Origin of the sequence: Paenibacillus sp. IHBB 10380 (genome assembly GCF_000949425.1) — a bacterium.
Taxonomy (GTDB): domain Bacteria; phylum Bacillota; class Bacilli; order Paenibacillales; family Paenibacillaceae; genus Paenibacillus_AQ.
In genome coordinates this window covers 4,595,678-4,613,836 of sequence record NZ_CP010976.1, presented here as the reverse complement: position 1 = coordinate 4,613,836, position 18,159 = coordinate 4,595,678, and the positions used below count along the sequence as shown (strand labels likewise).

General features: G+C 42.7%; 11 protein-coding genes. 7 read left to right on the top strand and 4 right to left on the bottom strand.

Features of this window, described 5'->3' with window-relative positions; genetic code table 11:
- Positions 1-47: 47 nt before the first annotated feature.
- The gene (locus tag UB51_RS20935; protein WP_044878961.1) at positions 48-893 is read right to left on the bottom strand and encodes a lipoate--protein ligase family protein; all 846 of its coding nucleotides are present in this window, start codon (positions 891-893) and stop codon (positions 48-50) included.
- A gap of 196 nt (positions 894-1,089) precedes the next feature.
- Here UB51_RS20935 and UB51_RS20930 point away from each other — a divergent pair, with 196 nt between their 5' ends.
- Together UB51_RS20930 and UB51_RS20925 are read left to right on the top strand one after the other, a co-directional pair.
- Positions 1,090-1,704: a TVP38/TMEM64 family protein gene (locus tag UB51_RS20930; protein WP_044878960.1), complete on the top strand. Its 615-nt coding sequence runs from the start codon at positions 1,090-1,092 to the stop codon at positions 1,702-1,704.
- A 43-nt stretch (positions 1,705-1,747) separates the two neighbouring features.
- On the top strand, positions 1,748-2,749 hold the full coding sequence (locus UB51_RS20925; protein WP_044878959.1) for a glycosyltransferase: 1,002 nt from the start codon (positions 1,748-1,750) through the stop codon (positions 2,747-2,749).
- 67 nt (positions 2,750-2,816) lie between these two features.
- Here the strand turns inward: UB51_RS20925 and gpmA are convergent, their stop codons facing one another.
- A complete protein-coding gene (gene gpmA, locus UB51_RS20920) occupies positions 2,817-3,566 on the bottom strand; it encodes a 2,3-diphosphoglycerate-dependent phosphoglycerate mutase (RefSeq protein WP_044878958.1) in 750 nt (249 codons plus the stop codon).
- Positions 3,567-3,863: 297 nt separating this feature from the next.
- Between gpmA and UB51_RS20915 the strand changes: the two genes are divergently transcribed.
- Positions 3,864-4,814, top strand: coding sequence for a 1,4-dihydroxy-2-naphthoate polyprenyltransferase (locus tag UB51_RS20915; protein WP_044878957.1), 951 nt, complete (start codon positions 3,864-3,866; stop codon positions 4,812-4,814).
- 197 nt (positions 4,815-5,011) lie between these two features.
- Here UB51_RS20915 and ald read toward each other — a convergent pair whose 3' ends face one another.
- The gene (ald, locus tag UB51_RS20910; RefSeq protein ID WP_044878956.1) at positions 5,012-6,127 is read right to left on the bottom strand and encodes an alanine dehydrogenase; all 1,116 of its coding nucleotides are present in this window, start codon (positions 6,125-6,127) and stop codon (positions 5,012-5,014) included.
- Positions 6,128-6,436: 309 nt separating this feature from the next.
- A complete protein-coding gene (locus UB51_RS20905; protein WP_160297288.1) occupies positions 6,437-12,619 on the bottom strand; it encodes an S-layer homology domain-containing protein in 6,183 nt (2,060 codons plus the stop codon).
- A 473-nt stretch (positions 12,620-13,092) separates the two neighbouring features.
- Here UB51_RS20905 and UB51_RS20900 point away from each other — a divergent pair, with 473 nt between their 5' ends.
- The 4 genes from UB51_RS20900 (at position 13,093) to UB51_RS20885 (ending at position 18,153) form a co-directional block, all read left to right on the top strand.
- On the top strand, positions 13,093-14,427 hold the full coding sequence (locus UB51_RS20900) for an LLM class flavin-dependent oxidoreductase (protein WP_044878955.1): 1,335 nt from the start codon (positions 13,093-13,095) through the stop codon (positions 14,425-14,427).
- Positions 14,428-14,490: 63 nt separating this feature from the next.
- Positions 14,491-16,158: an ABC transporter substrate-binding protein gene (locus UB51_RS20895; RefSeq protein WP_044878954.1), complete on the top strand. Its 1,668-nt coding sequence runs from the start codon at positions 14,491-14,493 to the stop codon at positions 16,156-16,158.
- Positions 16,159-16,178: 20 nt separating this feature from the next.
- Positions 16,179-17,105 carry an ABC transporter permease gene (locus tag UB51_RS20890; RefSeq protein ID WP_044878953.1) on the top strand — a complete coding sequence of 309 codons (927 nt, stop codon included), beginning with the start codon at positions 16,179-16,181 and terminating at the stop codon, positions 17,103-17,105.
- A gap of 154 nt (positions 17,106-17,259) precedes the next feature.
- Complete coding sequence (locus UB51_RS20885; protein WP_052676023.1) at positions 17,260-18,153, top strand: ABC transporter permease; 894 nt, start codon at positions 17,260-17,262, stop codon at positions 18,151-18,153.
- The last annotated feature ends 6 nt before the right edge of the window (positions 18,154-18,159 follow it).

The following is an 18,159-nucleotide window of genomic DNA, read 5'->3' as shown; positions in this document are numbered from 1 at the left end:
GTTCTTTTTCAGCATATTCTTTATTTTCTGCGTCAGGGCAGTAATTGTTAAGACTTCACTTCATAGCGAGAACGTAGCGTCTTGGTCATGTTCAGAACCTCGACTAACTCTGGCAAGTGTAGCTCGCTAGTCGTACCCGATAAGACAGACGGAGTCTGATGAGCCTGAATGACTCGTTTCACAGCATCGGCGAAGGTATGAGCCGCGTCTTGTTTCAAGTCAGTTAATTCCTCCAGACTGGCTGTGCTGCTTGCAGCTACCTGCGGATAATCTGAAGCTTCTGCACCTGTAGCCGCTTGCTTATAAAATTCATGCACGAGCTGTGCACGTTCTTGGCCTGAGCCTTCAGCAATGATAAACGCCTGTACAATGTAAGCATGTGCTTGACGGCGTTGGGCAATGCCGCAGAACTTACGTCCATGAATACTTAAATCGAAATCGCCTGGGCAATATGCCCCGGCGATTTCGCCTTTATCCACGCATAATCCTGTTTCTAGTAAAGCCATCTGAATGAGCTTGTACATCATTTCGAAATCACGATGGAAGTGGAGATCTGCTTGTTCTTGCTTGGGTAAAATCAGGGATATATTGACTACTCCGAGGTCTAGCGGAACAGCCGCACCGCCAGAATTACGTATGGCGACTTCATAGTCTTGTGATTCTAGCCATTGTCTGGACTGCTCTACTTGAGGTAGTCGGCTGTCACGAATTCCCATAATAAAGGCTCTTGGATGACGCCAAATATGGCATATGGCCGGTCCGCCTTTGCCTGTATGTCTACATAGAAGCTCGTCCAAAGCGAATGGATATAGCGCATCACTTACCGTTAGGTCATCCATTCGATCTAGAATTAATAGGTTCTCAAGCTGCGTATGGTTTGTATCATTCACCATGGTTACCTCCTGTGGTCAACAAGCCTTATCTTAGTTTAGTTTACCATGATCTTCTGTGAAGCTGTAACGGATTATACATAGGGTAGCTACAAGGATGACACAAATTAGATATCTTTAAAGGATGATTACAGATAAAATGATTATAATGAATATAAGAAACTCAAATGATTGAGATAAAAGTAGGTGTGTAAAGTAAATGGGTACGCTAGACATTATGTCGATTCTGACAGAAGAGAATATAAAGGAGATGCTGGATAGATACCGTGATTTCGGCCCTCTGCCAGGCATTTTATTGACGTTCATGAAATCATTCATTCCCCCTCTACCCACCTTTGTGATTGTAGGTGTAAATGCTGCTGTATACGGACTCTGGCTCGGATTCCTATATTCTTGGATCGGTATGATCGGTGGTTGTATGGTGACTTTCTTGGTTGTCCGCAAGGTAGCGTCAACGCCTTATCTCCAGAGGTGGGCTCAGAAGCCTAAGGTACAGAAAAGTATGATATGGGTACGCCGTAATGCTTTCAGTTATGTATTTCTGCTTAGTATATTTCCCGTAGGACCTTTTGTTGTTATTAATATAGCTGCTGGAGTAGCACGTATGCGGGTTCTTTCCTTTCTTATCGCTGTATGTTTTGGTAAAGCTATCATGATATTTTATGTTTCTTATATTGGTTATGATCTGAGAAGATTTGTAGAGCACCCCTTTCAATTGCTATATGTCTTCTTGTTTATTGGTCTGTCATTATTCATAAGTAAAAAGATCGAACGTTATTTCACGAGAATACCTGTAGAGTCTACAGAGATATAGCTTCTTTACTAACGAATAATGATTAGGAACGGGTGGGGGATTTATGAAAAAAGTGGGTTTGGTCATGAGGAAAATTCAGTTTACTGAAGCTCAGGGACCTCGTGTATTTGCGGATCGGCTACAGCAAATAGGTAGGGAGCTAGGGGTAGAAATTGTGTTCATATCTCCTGAACGTCATGTAAATGGACATGATTGGGTTCCAGGTTACGAGCATGAGAAGGGCGATTTAGTGAACTATGATATTGTATTGGATCAGATCCATTCTCATAACATTGAGCATGTTATATATACGGTTTCGGGGTTTACTTATTTGAAAATGTTCGTTAAGAACAGCGTTCTTTTTCCGCATAGCTTCCCAGATCCGGCATTGACGGGTTATGAGATGATGAAGCCTTTTTATCAGATGGTAGACAAAGCTGTCGTACAGACGGAGTTTCTCAAGCGTGAACTAGATAGGAATTTTGGTGTGGAAGATGTGACGGTCATTCCTATTGGATTTAGTGAAGCGTTAGCAGAACGGCACTATGATCCATCTCTAATTGTCCAGAATCGTGTGCTCTGGATTGGTAGAGATGAGGAGAATAGACGGCCGGATCTAGTACTAGAGTATGCACGGCAGAATCCGGGTAAGGAAGTATATATGGTCTTTGGCGGGGTAAGATACAAAGAAAGTATGAAGAAATATAGTATCCCAGACAATGTGAAATTACAGTTCGCTTTAACACAAGATGAGATATTCACGCTGATGAACTCATCGAAGGTGTATTGGAGCTGTTCGAAATTTGATACGTTTGCTATGCCTCTTACGGAAGCATTAGCGATGGGTAAAATGGTAGTTAAACCAGAGCATCCTTGCTACGATCATATCAGCTCGAAGCACGCCTTCTCAGGCAATGAGAAGAATTGGTTCGAGCTTGTGAATATGGCAGCTGCGTCACCGCTTAATGTCTCAACCGATAATCGGGATTATGCATTTGAGAAATTCTCAAGTAGGGTAATGAAGGAAGGCTATCGACATTTTTTTGATTCATGGCTTCGTGATTAAGCGGAGAAGCACATCATCATACTACAATATTTATTAAAAAGAGGGCTGAGAGCCCTCTTTTTCTATGCTATTCCATAATTTTACCTGGATCTGCCACGACATCGATTTTCTCCTGCACTCTCTCTTGCGTGCCTAAGAAATGCCTTTCTAATGGCTTCAAGTTGTCGTCTAGTTCGTATACAATAGGAACCCCAGTCGGGATATTCAGATCCATGATATCTTCACTACTAATATTCTCGATGTATTTCATTAATGCTCTTAAGCTGTTGCCGTGAGCGACGATCATCACATGTTTTCCGGCTTTAATCTGCGGAATAATCTCTTGTTCCCAATAAGGAATGACTCTTTCAATTGTGGTCTCGAGGCTTTCTCCAAGAGGAATTTCTAGATCTGTTAATTCCTTATATCTGAGGTCTCTTTTCGGATAACGATCGTCTTCTGCTGTAATAGGCAAGGGAGGTACATCAAAGCTTCTTCTCCAAATCATGACTTGCTCTTCGCCATATTTGATAGCTGTCTCTTGTTTGTTAAGACCCTGTAATGCACCATAATGGCGTTCATTTAGCTTCCAGGATTTGATGATAGGAATCCACAGAAGATCCGTTTCCTCCAGAATATAGTCAAGCGTCTTGATCGCTCTTTTTAGAACAGAGGTATAGGCGATATCAAAAGAGTAATTGTGTTCTCTGAGTAGCTTTCCTGCCTTAATGGCTTCGAGCACTCCCTTTTTCGTCAGATCCACATCCGTCCACCCTGTAAACCGATTTTCTTCATTCCACACACTTTCACCATGTCTTACGAGAATAACTTTAAACATGTGCTTTCACTCCTTCTTTTATACAGTGAAATTAAGCTGGGAGTTACAGATTAAGGGAAGTTCTTGGTCTCATTGTATACCTCTTTTGCTCATGAATAAATCATACCTTCATATTATCGCGGTATTGTCTGGGTGCCATACCTTCCTGCTTAGGGAGGACACGGCTTAAATAATTGGCATTGTAAGGCTATCCAGTTGAAAATCGTTATTTCGCCCAGTAGTGACATTTGTCTCTGCATAATGTTTAAAAGTTGTATATCATCATTTTAAAGTAATGTTGGAATAAGGATGATGAATATGACGTTGAGAAGTTATTTGGATTTAGTAGAAATTAGGACTAAAGTGGCGAGTGTAGTTCCTTTTCTTATAGGATCGGTCTACGCGATATTTCGATTCCACGAGTTTAATGTGTATCATTTCGTCTTAATGCTGATTTCTTTGCTCAGCTTTGATATGTTCACAACGGTAATGAATAATTATTATGACTTCAAAAAAGCCAGAAAAAAAGAAGGCTACGGTTATCAAATTCACAATGTCATTGTGAAAGATAATCTTAAAGAGCGAACGGTTGTATCGATTATTATCATTCTATTCCTAATAGCGACAGTTACAGGAATCGTCCTCGTGTTTCAAACAGGTCTTTTACTATTTCTACTGGGTGGGCTGTCTTTTCTAGTAGGTATTCTATATTCATTCGGTCCGATCCCTATCTCAAGAATGCCTTTAGGTGAAATATTCTCAGGACTATTCATGGGTTTTGTGATCATCTTTATTTCAACTTACATACATGTCTGGGATGATCAACTCGTGTCTCTCGCATTCGACCAACAACATCTTATGGTTCACATAGATATCATTGAAGTATTATTAATCTTCCTTATCTCTATACCTGCAGTTTTATGTATTGCGAATATCATGTTAGCTAACAATATATGTGATATGGATGAAGATATTGAGAATAAGAGATACACATTACCTGTATATATCGGGAAACCATATGCTCTAATTTTATTTCGTTGCATTTATTATGCTTCCTTTTTAGATTTGATTGTATTAGGGTTCTTGAAGGTAAATCCTATAATTATTGCACTTATCCTGCTTACATTAATCCCTGTGAGGAAGAATATGAAGGCATTTATGTCTAAACAGACTAAGAAAGATACGTTCGGTTTGGCCGTTCGTAATTTCCTTATTATGAATATGGCTCGAATTGTAGCGTTAGGAATGGCTACAGTGATGGCATTGTAGCGAACATCGAGAGATGTTCGTGTCTCTCTTGCCGTTCGTGTTAGTTCAACTGAACGTGAAACCCCGCCTCCATGAAAGATGAAGGCGGGGTTTCTAATTGATAAGCTGGATAACTTGTAGCCGTTGTTTGAACATAACAGCGGCTTGTGCCCGTGTAACAACAGCCGTTGGCGATACTTAGAACCTTAGAGGGTTACTCAATTGAACGCTTGGACAGCTGGAACATATTCATAACCTAGATCCCGAGCTACCGCTTCAAAGGTAATATAGCCATTAATGACGTTAGCTCCACTCTGGATAGCAGGGTTATTTAGAACAACATCCTGAATATCATGGTTAGCAATGTCTAGCGCGAATGGAAACGTAGCGTTTGTTAACGCAATTGTTGAGGTTTGTGGTACCGCACCAGGCATATTAGCTACAGCATAGTGAACGACCCCATGTTTCACATACGTTGGATGATCATGTGTTGTGATATGATCAATGGTCTCTACAATTCCACCTTGATCGATGGCTACATCCACAATGACGGAACCGGGTTTCATTGATTTCACCACTTGTTCTGTGACGAGCTTCGGGGCTTTAGCTCCTGGAATAAGAACAGCTCCTATCAATAAATCTGCTTCGGATACAGCTTTGGAGATATTAAATGGATTCGAGACTAAGGTCTTTATTTGATTGCCGAATATATCATCTATTTGCCGCAACCGTCCTACACTCAGATCGAGAAGGGTAACATCTGCTCCAAGTCCAATAGCGATCTTGGCAGCATTGATACCAACAACCCCGCCACCAATAATGGCTACCTTACCTCGCGCAACTCCAGGAACACCAGACAATAGTATCCCTTTGCCTCCTTGAGGTTTCTCTAGTAGTTGTGCTCCAATCTGTGCTGACATCCGTCCAGCTACTTCACTCATAGGTGTCAGTAGAGGTAAAGTTCCATTCACAGTAACCGTTTCATAGGCGATAGCTGTTACTCCTTTATCTACTAATGCTTTGGCTAGAGCGGGCTCAGCCGCTAGATGCAAATAAGTGAATAGAATAAGTCCCTTACGGAAGTATTCATATTCACTAGGTAACGGTTCTTTAACTTTCATGATCATATCGGATTGACTCCATACGTCTTGAGCTTGTTCTACGATGATGGCTCCTGCATCTATATACTCATTGTCAGGGAACCCGCTTTCTGCACCTGCCAGTTGCTCGATATATACGATATGTCCATGTTGAAGGAATTCTGCGACCCCCGCAGGTGTGATAGCGACACGATTTTCATTGTTTTTAATTTCTTTTGGAATTCCGATTCTCATAACAGATCACCTCTTAGGTTTTATATTTAAAGTGTACAAGTAAATGGAGATTTAATCATCATACGAATTGCGTTAGGAAGTCAGATATTCAAGCCATCCTAATTCTATTATATGGATATACAGAATAGCAAATGGTGACTTATTCTGCTATAGAACTGAATTAATTTATCCTCAGATGTTTACGATGGCATTACTTTATACAGGGTGCTTAGTAGATGCAAGAAACGAAGTCTAAGTGCTTATGAAAAAAAGAAGCTTGGTGAGAATATCCCACCAAGCTTCACTATCACAATAGTTAATGCGTTACATTTATTTGTTTAATAGTACGTAGATCATTTTCGCAATTTCTGCGCGGGTTACATTACCCTGTGGATCAAATGTATGGTTTCCTTTTCCATTCATTAGTCCGAGTTCATTTACTTTGGATACAGCCTCCTTGGCCCATACAGACACATGACTCATATCAGCAAATGTTGGGGAAGAAGATCCTCCGCTTGATAGTTTCATGTAATCCGACATTTTCATCAGAATCACTGCGGATTCCTCACGACTGATCGTATCCTTTGGACGGAACTTTCCGCCGTTTCCTTGGATTAGGCCGAGCGCTGACGCTTGCGCTACGGAGTCAGCATAATAAGCATGGGCAGGTACATCTGAGAATGAGCCTTCAGCTTCTACAGCCTTGGTATTCAGTCCTAATACACGTATAGCCAAAGTAACAAAGTCAGCTCTCGTCACGTTCAGCTGCGGACCGTAGTGATTCTCATCTATACCGTTGATGATATGTTTCGCTGTGAGCTTGCCGATATATTCATCTGCCCAGCTTCCATTCACATCAGTAAACGGTTTGTGGTACTCCAATACTGCAAATGATGAGAAATGATTCGTCGTAAAGGTTACCGTATTGCCACTAAAGATGCCACCCATATATTCGGGCTTCGCACCATTTAAGTAATATACTCCCGCATACTCGGTATTCAGCGAATTCTTTGGTTCACTAGGCCAAGTTCTTTCAATAGTAACTGGACCCATTAATTCATGTACTTCTGTTTCTGTTTGTCCTTTAATCTTAACCATGTTGAGTGTGTATACAAGGCCCGACAACCTATATTCTTTGCTGCTACCCATAGACTGGTTAATGGCTTTTTTCATAGAAGCATTCATAGTCGTATCCATCCGGAGGACTAGAAGATCCGCATCGTTTAGATGTTCCGGTAGTGAGGCTGCAGACAGTGTCACAGTTAATTCTGGTGCAATAATAATAATGGACAGGTTGTTGTTCTTCGCCTTTTGAATGCTGGCTGTCGGTAACTGAACCACAGGCGCGGTTCCTTGACTAGACTTATTATTCAGCTTAATCACGACTTTACCATTCACTGCACCTGTAATAGCCTTATCCAGAACAGCCTGTTCTGCTTTATAAATTCCATCAACGGATGGGGTGAGGATGATAACCCCTTGAGCTGGCTCTGTCGTTGGTGGCACCGGTATAGGGGATGTCCCCGTTCCCTGATTAGACGATCCGCTCCCACTACCTGTATTGCCGCCATCTCCAGGAACCTCCGGATGTACGCCGCCGTCAGTAACTCCTGTATAGAAGCCCCAGATATCTGACAGTGTACTTCCGCTGTTCTGGTCCTCAGCCTTTGTATACCATTGCTGGTAGCTGTTTGCACTTAGGTTCATCCATTTCACAGAAGTCTCAGAACCGCTGTGTACTTCCGAATTAGAGCCGATTAATTCATCCGTATAGATCTTCACTCCGATGTAGTCTGTCGCAACTTGCTTGGTTTTCGGTTGAAGATCTAGATCCAGCGTGAATTCGTCTTTGTTCGGGTTTTCTTGTGGATCATAGAAATTATAGTCGTCCAAATGTGGCGAGTATGTCTTGATGTGAAGCTTGTTATTCTTCATATCGAACTGCATCAGACGGATATATCCGAGTCCGCCTTCAGGAGCTCCTTGGTAGTCGGCTAGCATCTGGAATACTTTACGATCGGCTACCCCGTCCCCGTTATCATCCAGCTCGTCCACTTTCAACTGAGCATCATGATAATGTCCTGACAATGCTGCGATGACATTTTTATTCGGTTTAACCACTTTTTCAAAAATCTTATCGGCAATCGGCGCCCGGTTATTGGATACGAGCATGTATTCATGCAGACAGAGAATCGCTTTACGTTCTGGATATTTGGCTACGATCTCATTCATCCAATCGATTTCCTTGTCTCCTAGTCCCCAACCCATATAGACTACTATGAAATCATTTCCGTTAGAGGATACTAGATCATAATGTCCGCGGTTGTTTTCATAGGAGCCTGCGAATGTTGAATTGTTCTTAAAACGATCTTCACCAAAATATTGTTGAAACTTCGTATAGTCATTATCCTGATGACCTACGTCATGATTACCAGCTAGAACGCCGTAAGGAATTTGAGCGTCTTCAAGGACCTTCATATCCTTATCCGCTTCTTGCCATTGATATTCCTGATAGGACTTATCCACGACGTCACCTGTGTGAATGACATATTTAATATTCATTTTTTCCTTCTGATCAACGATCCAGTTCACGATATTCTGATAAATCTTCGGATAGCTCTGAGAATAGTACTGGGTGTCAGACATCCACACGAATGAGAAGTCATAGGGATCCTGAGTTTCCGGTGTTGGTTTATTAGTAGTTGCAGTTGCTACTGTATCGGTCTGTGCTGCAATCTCATCCTGCACCATTACTTGAATGATCTGACCGCTTGCATAATCGCCTGCCTTCACGACCGCGTGTAATTCGAAATCTTCTATTCCGGCAATGACATGATCGAGTGGCATCCATTTTTGCGATGACGGGCTCCATGCATACAGGCTGACCTTACGTCCTTCTAAGGATTTACCCTTCCAGTCGATCTCCACACGGTCCGATCCTTTAATGGATGGGTCCAACTTGACTTCAAAGCGTTGGTAGGGGAACTTCTCTACGGATTCATTTACAAGATACTCCCCATCTACTGCACGGATCTTCTTGTAGTCATCCGGGGTAAGTGCCTGTTCGCCAGCTGGAGCCATTTCTTTAGGAGGCTCAGTGACAGACGCGTTTGTGTAACCCGTAAATCCCTCTGCGCGGTTACCGTCATATTTAAACCCTTTATAGAAGAAGACATTCATTAGATCGCTGGTCGGATCCTGAACCTTCACTGTAAGATTTGCGCTACTACCCACATTAGTCTGTCCATGAGTTGGACTGATTAGCTGTGGGGCAAGCGGATTCTCGTCAGGCACGTTAAAATTCACGTTGACTTCAGCGGAGTTCCCGACTTTGTCTGTTGCTTTGATGTATAACTTATGTGCTCCTCCCGTCATCTGACCGGACGAAGTCGTGTAGGGTAGCTCTATGATCTGATCGTCAAGTCTGACTTCAGACTTATCTACACCTGACAAAACATCATGAATGGTTGCATCCAGTGTTATGGTCCCGCGATATTCTTTACCTTCTGCAACGGATGGCTTAATGGTCGGTGCTGTATTATCCACGATGACATTGGAACTAACCTCGTTCGCACCACTCGCCACGGTTATCCGATGCGGTCCGTCCGTAGCTGTTGTTGTATTCCATGAATAGGCTTTGGAGTTAACCTGCGCTGCCTTTAAGTCGAATCGGAAACCGATGGATTCATACTTGCCCACCGAATCTCCCATTTTGATCTGTTTGTCCCGCTCAGTATAGGCTGCATCCCAAATTTCGGTGCCATCCGCAAGGAGCAATCTTACATTTTTAATTTCGAAATCATCCTTATTCTCCTCTGGACGCTTATCGAATGGTGATGTCTTGGAGCCTGCCCGAACATAAATTACATTATCATTACCGACCTTCAGACGATCGGCACTGATCGGGAAAGAGAGTGTTGTATAGGAAGTGATCGGATCCATAAACGTGTATAGAATCGTTTTATCTTCGAGCTCTGGTGGTCCCATCGTCACAGCATTTTTGAAGTAATAATCAACATTGGTCGCATCGAAAACAAAATAAGCATCGTTCTCCAGCTCGGAGAACAGATTCGCCTCGGGTAGCAACTTACCATCAATGCTCAGCTTCAATGCATCCGTGCCTGCGACTTGAGCTGTTCCTTTAATCGTGTGGGTACCTTTAATCATTTCATTGTCTTTTACGTTGAGTCGAAGAGGTGACTGGTCGGGACCGCCTGTAACTGACACTTTCACAACGTCCGATGTGGTCTCATTCATTCCATCGGAAACAACGAAGTAATATTCAATGTGATTTCTTCCGATCAGATCAGCAGAAGAAATCTTATAGTGATACATTGTATCGTTGAAATCTTCTGACAGATTATGCTTAACATACTCTACTTGTTTGTCAGAACGAATATAGACTTCGACCGATGTCACTGCTCGGTTATCCTTGGCATCTGCTTTTAGTTCTAAGTTATTTGCCTGATCAATCGCCTGCAGACCCGTTAGATCTTGAATTGTTGGAGGTATATTATCTATCTCCACATGAACCGGTTCAACTGGAACCTGAGTAGCTATGATCGTTCCCGGTGTAGGTGCTTGTGTTGCCGAGCTCGTCTTGAGCATGACCGTACTTCCGTTTACGGGATAAGCATATACGAGAGCTTTATCTTCCTTCGTCTCGTCACCTTTTGTACTGCCTTCATATACTGTATCCGCATCGTAGTAAGCTGCAGATATTTCTTTACCTGTATTTGTTTTAATTACGATCGCACGTCTGCCAGAGTTGGCCATTCCATCACTTTGAATCGTAAACAACGTTTGATCCGCAATAAGGTTAGTATTGTAAAACTGGTTAAAACTCTCCGTTGTATAGGGCGAGTTTACGCTGTTCTTAACCCACAGCACAACCGATTGTTTGGACGGAATTTCAAAATCCTCCTTGGTGGATGGCCATACTACATCACTAGATGCGCCTTTGTCTGGGTAGCGATAATAAAGTTTATAGTTTTTGAAATTAACCGATTGATCGGTATTGTTGTATACCTCGATAAACTCATATGCATCTGAAGAAGTAGTAGGCACGTTTGTCGTATTAGGCACGAGTTCTGTAATCAACAGCGTTGGTGCCTTTGTCGAGTCAAATGCCGGCATGTTTATTTGAGAGGTGTAAGCCTTCTCTGTGGACTGAACTTGGATTCTATATTCAAGGCTGGATTCCGTAAGAACAGATGCTGGAATTGTCGCTGTATACTCTCCTGTACCTTTCGTATCCACCATTGTTGTGGATGTATATCTGGTTTGAGAAGGTGTTTTGTACAGCAGAAGTACGGGAGCCTTAGTCCCGTCTGAATTCACAATGGGATTCACAACCTGAGCTGTAATCTCGAGATCCTTCACGTCAACAGATACAGCAGGCGTATGTGTGATATCTATCTTATTACCTTCTTCAACTATAACTGGCGTGAGCTGCTCAGGTTCGGTCACCCCTGGTGTTGCCGGTAGCTGGCCTGAATGACTCATAACAACCATGTTTGTGCTTCCAACAGCTGGATGCTTGAAGAATATCCCTTGATTTACTTTGACATGTGCTGCCTCATAGGTTGCGGTCACAAGTGGATTCCCATTGTTGTCTTTAATCACTAGACTTCTGGGGCTACCATTAGCCATGCCGGCTCCACCGAGAATGCGGAACAGATTCTGCCCTTCTACGAGTGCAGATCCAGCATAGTTTTGATTAAAGTCCTCCAATGTTACCTGATTGTTACTTCCATTCATGATCCAGAACACAGCTGGACTATGAGCTGGAATAATCATGTCCTTGTCTTCGATAGGTGTCCACGTGTCCTTACCGTTGTAGAAGAAGGAATAATCCTTAAAGTTCAAATCTTGATCTGTATTGTTATACACTTCTACGAACTCATAAGCATCGGTCTTCGTTCCTGGAAGATCGCTTGTATCCGGAACCATCTCGGTAATCAGTAGTGGCGGAACTAGAGAACCAGTAACATTTAGCGGATTAGCTTGATCTACCTGATTAGCCTCGATGTTTATCGAATATGTAGAAGATTGAATAAGCTTGGACTGTTCATCAAGCGCTGTAATCGTGTACGTCAATTCGTCGCCGGATATCATAGCGCCTGAGATGGTAGCCGTGTAAGTGTCTATCTCTGTTCCTTCCGGCGTTAATGGAATGGATGTTTCATTGTTACCGTCAATGGAATATTGTATATAACCCATCCACGGCTGTGAATCTCCCTTAATAAGGGCTGATACTGTGACATCCTGAAGTTCCGGTATGATATTAGATGGGGTATGCTGAATTTGTAGATGTTGGTGGCCAGCCTCTTGCGGTTCCTGTGCTGGAGCAAGTGCATCATTTTTCATTTCAACGCCTGTTGGAGCAGGTACAATAATGGGCGCCATATCGTCTGTTCCTGCGGCAAAACTAGCAGGTGCCAAGGCGCTTAGCATCATACTGCTTAACATTAGAATGGATACATTACGTCTTACCTTACTTCTCCTGTTCAATGTAACTAACAACTCCCTCTGAATATGCATTTATATTTTATGTACTTCATATTGTAGGAGAGTTTTGTTCGGTGGATATTATTACAGTGTTAATGGGTAGTTAACATTGTTAAACTTTAGTTCAATCTATCTAACTATATTTCTTCACCTTCTTCCGGCATGAAGCTAGTATCCGGAAAGGAGGTTTTTTTGTGTTTGTGGGTATAGCTTTGTTCTATTTTTAAATAGAAAAAGGTGATTAGACGATGACCAGGGTCCGTGTTAAAGTATTAGCAAGCTAATCCATACTTAACTTATCGGAATTGTTAAATATTAATAAAGAGTCAAAAAATAGGCACTTGCTTCCGAAGCTAGTCTTCTCGAAGTAACGCAGGAAGTCTATTCTAAAAAAATTAAGCACATGCTTTCGAAGTAATTTTTTTTCGAAGTAACTCAAGAAGTCTATGCTCAAAAAAATTTAGGAGGAATGAACAATGGCTAGACAAAAACAATTAAAGCTTGGAGCGATCATTCACGGAGTGGGCGGTAACCCCGCAGCTTGGAAACATCCAGATGTTCCCTCGGATGCTAGCGTGAATTTCAAATATTACAAAGAACAGGCATTGACGGCAGAGGAAGGAAAGTTTGATCTGGTCTTCATTGCAGATGGTCTCTATATTACGGAGAAGTCAATTCCTCACTTCTTAAATCGCTTCGAACCGATCACGATCTTGTCGGCGCTGGCAGCTTCTACATCTAATATTGGTTTGGTGGGTACGCTCTCGACATCTTACAGTGAACCTTTCACCGTTGCTCGACAATTCTCTTCTATTGATCACATTAGCGGGGGGCGTGCCGGGTGGAATCTAGTAACCTCACCGCTTGAGGGTTCTGCTAAAAACTTCAGTAAAGCGGATCACCCCTCTCATCCCGAACGCTATAAGATTGCTGATGAATATCTGGAGGTGACTAGAGGGTTATGGGATTCATGGGAAGACGATGCCTTCGTTCGTGACAAAGCATCGGGTGTTTTCTTCGATCCTGAGAAGCTACATACGTTGAACCATAAGGGAGAGTTCTTCTCTATACAAGGACCTTTGAACATTGCTCGCTCTAAGCAAGGGCAGCCGGTCATATTTCAAGCCGGATCATCGGAAGATGGTAAGGAGCTGGCAGGTAAAGGTGCAGATGCGGTATTTACAGGTCATGGAACGATAGAGGAAGCTAAAGCTTTTTATGCAGATGTCAAAAGAAGAGCTGTGGCTCACGGACGCTCACCTGACGAAGTTCTTATATTCCCTGGTATTGGGCCTATTGTGGGCCGGACGGAAGAAGATGCAGAGCGTAAATATCAGGAAATAGCGAGTCTAGTTACGATAGAGAATGCACTTGACTATTTGGGACGTTTCTTTGAACATCACGACTTCTCACAATATCCGCTGGATGAACCGTTCCCGGAATTAGGTGACTTAGGAAGTAATAGTTTCCGTAGCGGTACCGACAAGATCAAACAAGATGCCAAAGAGCACCATTTAACGCTTCGTCAAGTTGCATTAAGATCCTTAACCCCGAGAGGGAACTTCATAGGTACACCTGAGAAGATAGCAGACCTTGTTCAGCAGTGGTTTGAGGAAGAAGCGGCCGACGGATTTATTATTGGCTCTAATGTTCCGAATGGATTGAATGATTTTGTCGAGCTCGTCGTCCCTATTCTACAAGAGCGTGGAATTTACCGTACAGAGTACGAAGCAGATACGTTACGCGGTAATTTAGGCTTGGCTGTTCCAGAGAATCGTTACGCTAAGAAGAAGGTTACCTCAGAAGTCTAAGAAGTATAAATAAAGTATGGAAGAAAAAATAGAAATACGGATTGGATAGGGGGAAACAAATTCATGCCGAAAACTTCGACAGGTTGGATGAAGCACATTGCACTATTCGCAGCTCTGATTATGTTGATAACAGGTTGTGGAGTGGGAAGCACGAATAGTGTTGATGCAGGCGAAGCAGGAACACAGGCACAAGGTGCAACGGGAACAAGCGGGGAGCTAAGTCAAGGAGGAGAATTAAGCTTTGCGCTGGCAACTTCTCCAGACACCCTTGATCCACACAGAAGTGGCCTTGCTGTATCGGTTAGAGTCATAAGAACAATATATGATAGTCTCGTTGTTCAATTGCCAGACCATACGATTGGACCGTGGCTTGCTACAGAGTGGACGGTTTCCCCTGATGGCAAGAGTTATACGTTCAAGCTTCGTGAAGATGTGAAGTTCCAAGATGGGACACCTTTTAATGCCGAAGCTGTTAAATATAATTTCGATCGTATTATTAACCCTGTGACGAAGGCAAACAATTCAGTAGCTTTACTTAAACCCTATATTTCCTCGGAAATCATTGATGAATATACCGTTAAATTAAATCTGGAGACACCCTCTGAGGCCTTTCTAGGAAATCTCGGCCAAGCATTGCTTGGTATCGTTTCTCCTACAGCCGCCAAGAAAGATGGGGATCAATTGGGGAAGCAGCCTGTAGGTACAGGACCTTTCAAATTCGTGAAATGGGATGAGAATGCGGAGATTAGCGTCGAGAGGAATCCCGATTATAAGTGGGGTCCTGCGATTGTTGATAACAAAGGTGCGGTTAATCTAGATAAAATTGTTTTCAAAATCGTACCAGAGGAAGCTACTCGGATCGGGAGTGTACAGAGCGGACAGGTGCTTGCTGCCGAAACTGTACCTCCACAGAATATCCTCTCACTCAAGAGCGATCCTAATTTTCAATTACTACAAGCAAATACGGTGGGATTGCCGTATACACTCTTTTTTAACGAGAGACGGGCGCCGTGGAATGAAGTGAAAGCTAGACAGGCGGTACAACTTGCGGTTGATGTTGATGTCATTGTGAAGACCTTGTACTTAGGTACGTATGAGAGAGCATGGTCACCCCTATCACCCGGTATTTTTGGTTATGACGAGTCACTTGAGAATGGTGTGAAGCCAGATCAGAATAAAGCCAATCAACTACTAGACGAGATTGGTTGGGTTCGCGGAGCAGATGGTATTCGTGAAAAAGATGGCAAAAAGCTGACGCTCCATTATGTTGATGGCTCACCTAACCGCGAGAAAAGAAATGATATTGCTGCAATGATCCAACAGCAGCTGAAGCCCATCGGAATTGATGTAGATGTAGAAATCACGAAAGATATTGCCACTGTAATATACACGAACGGGGTTTATGATCTGTACGGAAATAGTCAAGTGAACTCTGACCCGAATGCGCTATATTCAATCTATCATTCTAGTGATCCTAATGTAGTTCAACTTAGTCTGCCTGGTCTTGCAGATCCAGAGCTGGATAAGTTGTTAGAACAAGGAACGTTGGAGGCAGATTCAACGAAGCGTCTTGAAATTTATAAAAAAGTGCAACATTACATTATTGATCAGGCTGTTATTCTCCCAATCTATGTATTTCCTTATACGGTTGCAGCAGCTAATTCTGTTGAGGGTGTGAAATTCGATACCTTAGGTTACCCACTATTTAATGATGTTTCTATTAAGAAATAATCAATGAGGAGGTAGAGGATATGGTGAAGCCCATGATCGTACGGTTCTGTACTTCCTTGTTCGTCATATTAGGATCGTTAATTCTGGTGTTCTGCATCCTTTACTTGCTTCCCGGTGATCCGGTTCTTAACATGCTTGATCCTTCTATGGCTACTCCTGAAATGATCGCAGATTTACGTCATCAGCTTGGACTCGATCAACCCTTCTATGCTCAATTTGCTACCTATTTCAGTAAGATCATTCAGGGTGACTTTGGAAACTCGATTGTCAATTCAGAGCCCGTTCTACCTAAAATAGTGAAGCATTTCCCGGCTACATTGTTGCTTACCGTGGCTAGTTCCATTATTGCGGTTATTGTAGGTGTGTTACTTGGGGTATTATCAGCGATACACCGTAATCGCTGGATTGATATTGTAGCTAGAATGGTGGGCTTGTTCGGCATCTCTATGCCTACATTTTGGACGGGGATTTTGCTTATTCTCATTTTCTCTATCCAGTTGGGGTGGTTTCCGGCGATGGGATCAGATGGGTGGAAGACGATAGTTCTTCCCGCGCTAACACTAGGGATCGTAGGAGCAGGATTCATCGTCCGTATGGTTCGGAATAGCATGCTCGAAGTGATTAACGAGCCGTTCATTGTAACCTTACGTTCCAAAGGATTATCAGAAAAAGCAATTATGTACCAACATGCGCTCCGAAATGCGCTTATTCCAGCAATCACGATGATTGGCATGCTCATTGGGGAGATGTTGGCAGGTGCAGTCGTTATTGAGACGGTGTTCTCTAGACAAGGAATAGGTCGAATTATCGCGGATGCGATTATGGCAAAGGATTTACCTGTAGTACAAGGGGTTGTATTCTTTTCAGCTATTATTTACGTCATCGTCAATCTGCTCGTGGACATTTCATATTCTTTCATTGATCCAAGGGTGAGACGTTCACATTAAGTTTGCTACGCAAAACTTAAGTTTATGCTTACATATGATAGTTTTGCTTCGCAAAACTTAAGTTTATGCTTTCGATGCTAGTTTTGCTTCGCAAAACTTTAAAGTATCGCTTACGAAGATAGTTTTGCTCCTCAAAACTTTTAGGAGGTTTCCCATGAAAGAGGTCATTTCATCAAAAGTCGTCTGGCAGAGGAAGAGACTGCGCTTACCGACTTCTTTTTCACAGAAGCGACTTACTGTATCTGAGCTGTTCGTAGTGGGAGCTACGCTAATGGTGGCATTTATCGTTATCTGTGCGATTGTTCCAGGTTGGATTGCACCCCACTTACCTACTGAGATGCTTACAGACCAACTATTACAAGCGCCGAGTGTAGCTCATCTATTCGGCACCGACTATTTTGGAAGGGATATATTTAGTGTGGTCGTGTATGGCAGTCGAGACTCGTTATTCATCGGCTTCGCATCCGTATTCGTGGGCGGTCTTGCTGGAGGATTGATTGGAGTCATATCAGGTTATGTAGGTGGGGTTGTAGATACCATTCTCATGCGGCTTATTGATGTTCTGATGACGATTCCAGGTATTCTACTAGCACTTGCCATTGCGGCCTCTCTAGGCCCTAGCTTGTTTAATATTATTCTAGCTGTGGCCATATCCTCTATCCCGGGATATGCGAGAGTGATGAGAGGACAAATGATGAGTATCAAGAATCGACCATTTATTACGGCTTCGCGTTCTATTGGTAGCTCAAGCATGCAAATATTATGGAGACATGTTCTTCCTAATTCATTGTCACCTCTTTTAGTTATGGCTACTTTGGGTATTGGTTCTTCTATTCTGATGGGATCGGGTCTTAGCTTTCTGGGACTTGGCATAATCAAGGAAATTCCAGATTGGGGAACGCTACTGTCCCAAGGAAGAGGTTATTTAACGGCTGCTTGGTGGATGTGTACTTTCCCGGGACTTGTCATCACGTTGTTCGTTATTTCTGTGAATATTATTGGAGATCATGTTCGAGATGCATTAGATCCGAAGAAACGTACAGCATAAAAGCCA

Excerpts from the sequence above, each read along its gene's own strand:
- UB51_RS20935 (WP_044878961.1), bottom strand. The coding sequence starts at position 893 with ATGGTGAATGATACAAACCATACGCAGCTTGAGAACCTATTAATTCTA.
- UB51_RS20930 (WP_044878960.1), top strand. The coding sequence starts at position 1,090 with ATGGGTACGCTAGACATTATGTCGATTCTGACAGAAGAGAATATAAAG.
- UB51_RS20925 (WP_044878959.1), top strand. The coding sequence starts at position 1,748 with ATGAAAAAAGTGGGTTTGGTCATGAGGAAAATTCAGTTTACTGAAGCT.
- gpmA (WP_044878958.1), bottom strand. The coding sequence starts at position 3,566 with ATGTTTAAAGTTATTCTCGTAAGACATGGTGAAAGTGTGTGGAATGAA.
- UB51_RS20915 (WP_044878957.1), top strand. The coding sequence starts at position 3,864 with ATGACGTTGAGAAGTTATTTGGATTTAGTAGAAATTAGGACTAAAGTG.
- ald (WP_044878956.1), bottom strand. The coding sequence starts at position 6,127 with ATGAGAATCGGAATTCCAAAAGAAATTAAAAACAATGAAAATCGTGTC.
- UB51_RS20900 (WP_044878955.1), top strand. The coding sequence starts at position 13,093 with ATGGCTAGACAAAAACAATTAAAGCTTGGAGCGATCATTCACGGAGTG.
- UB51_RS20895 (WP_044878954.1), top strand. The coding sequence starts at position 14,491 with ATGCCGAAAACTTCGACAGGTTGGATGAAGCACATTGCACTATTCGCA.
- UB51_RS20890 (WP_044878953.1), top strand. The coding sequence starts at position 16,179 with ATGGTGAAGCCCATGATCGTACGGTTCTGTACTTCCTTGTTCGTCATA.
- UB51_RS20885 (WP_052676023.1), top strand. The coding sequence starts at position 17,260 with ATGAAAGAGGTCATTTCATCAAAAGTCGTCTGGCAGAGGAAGAGACTG.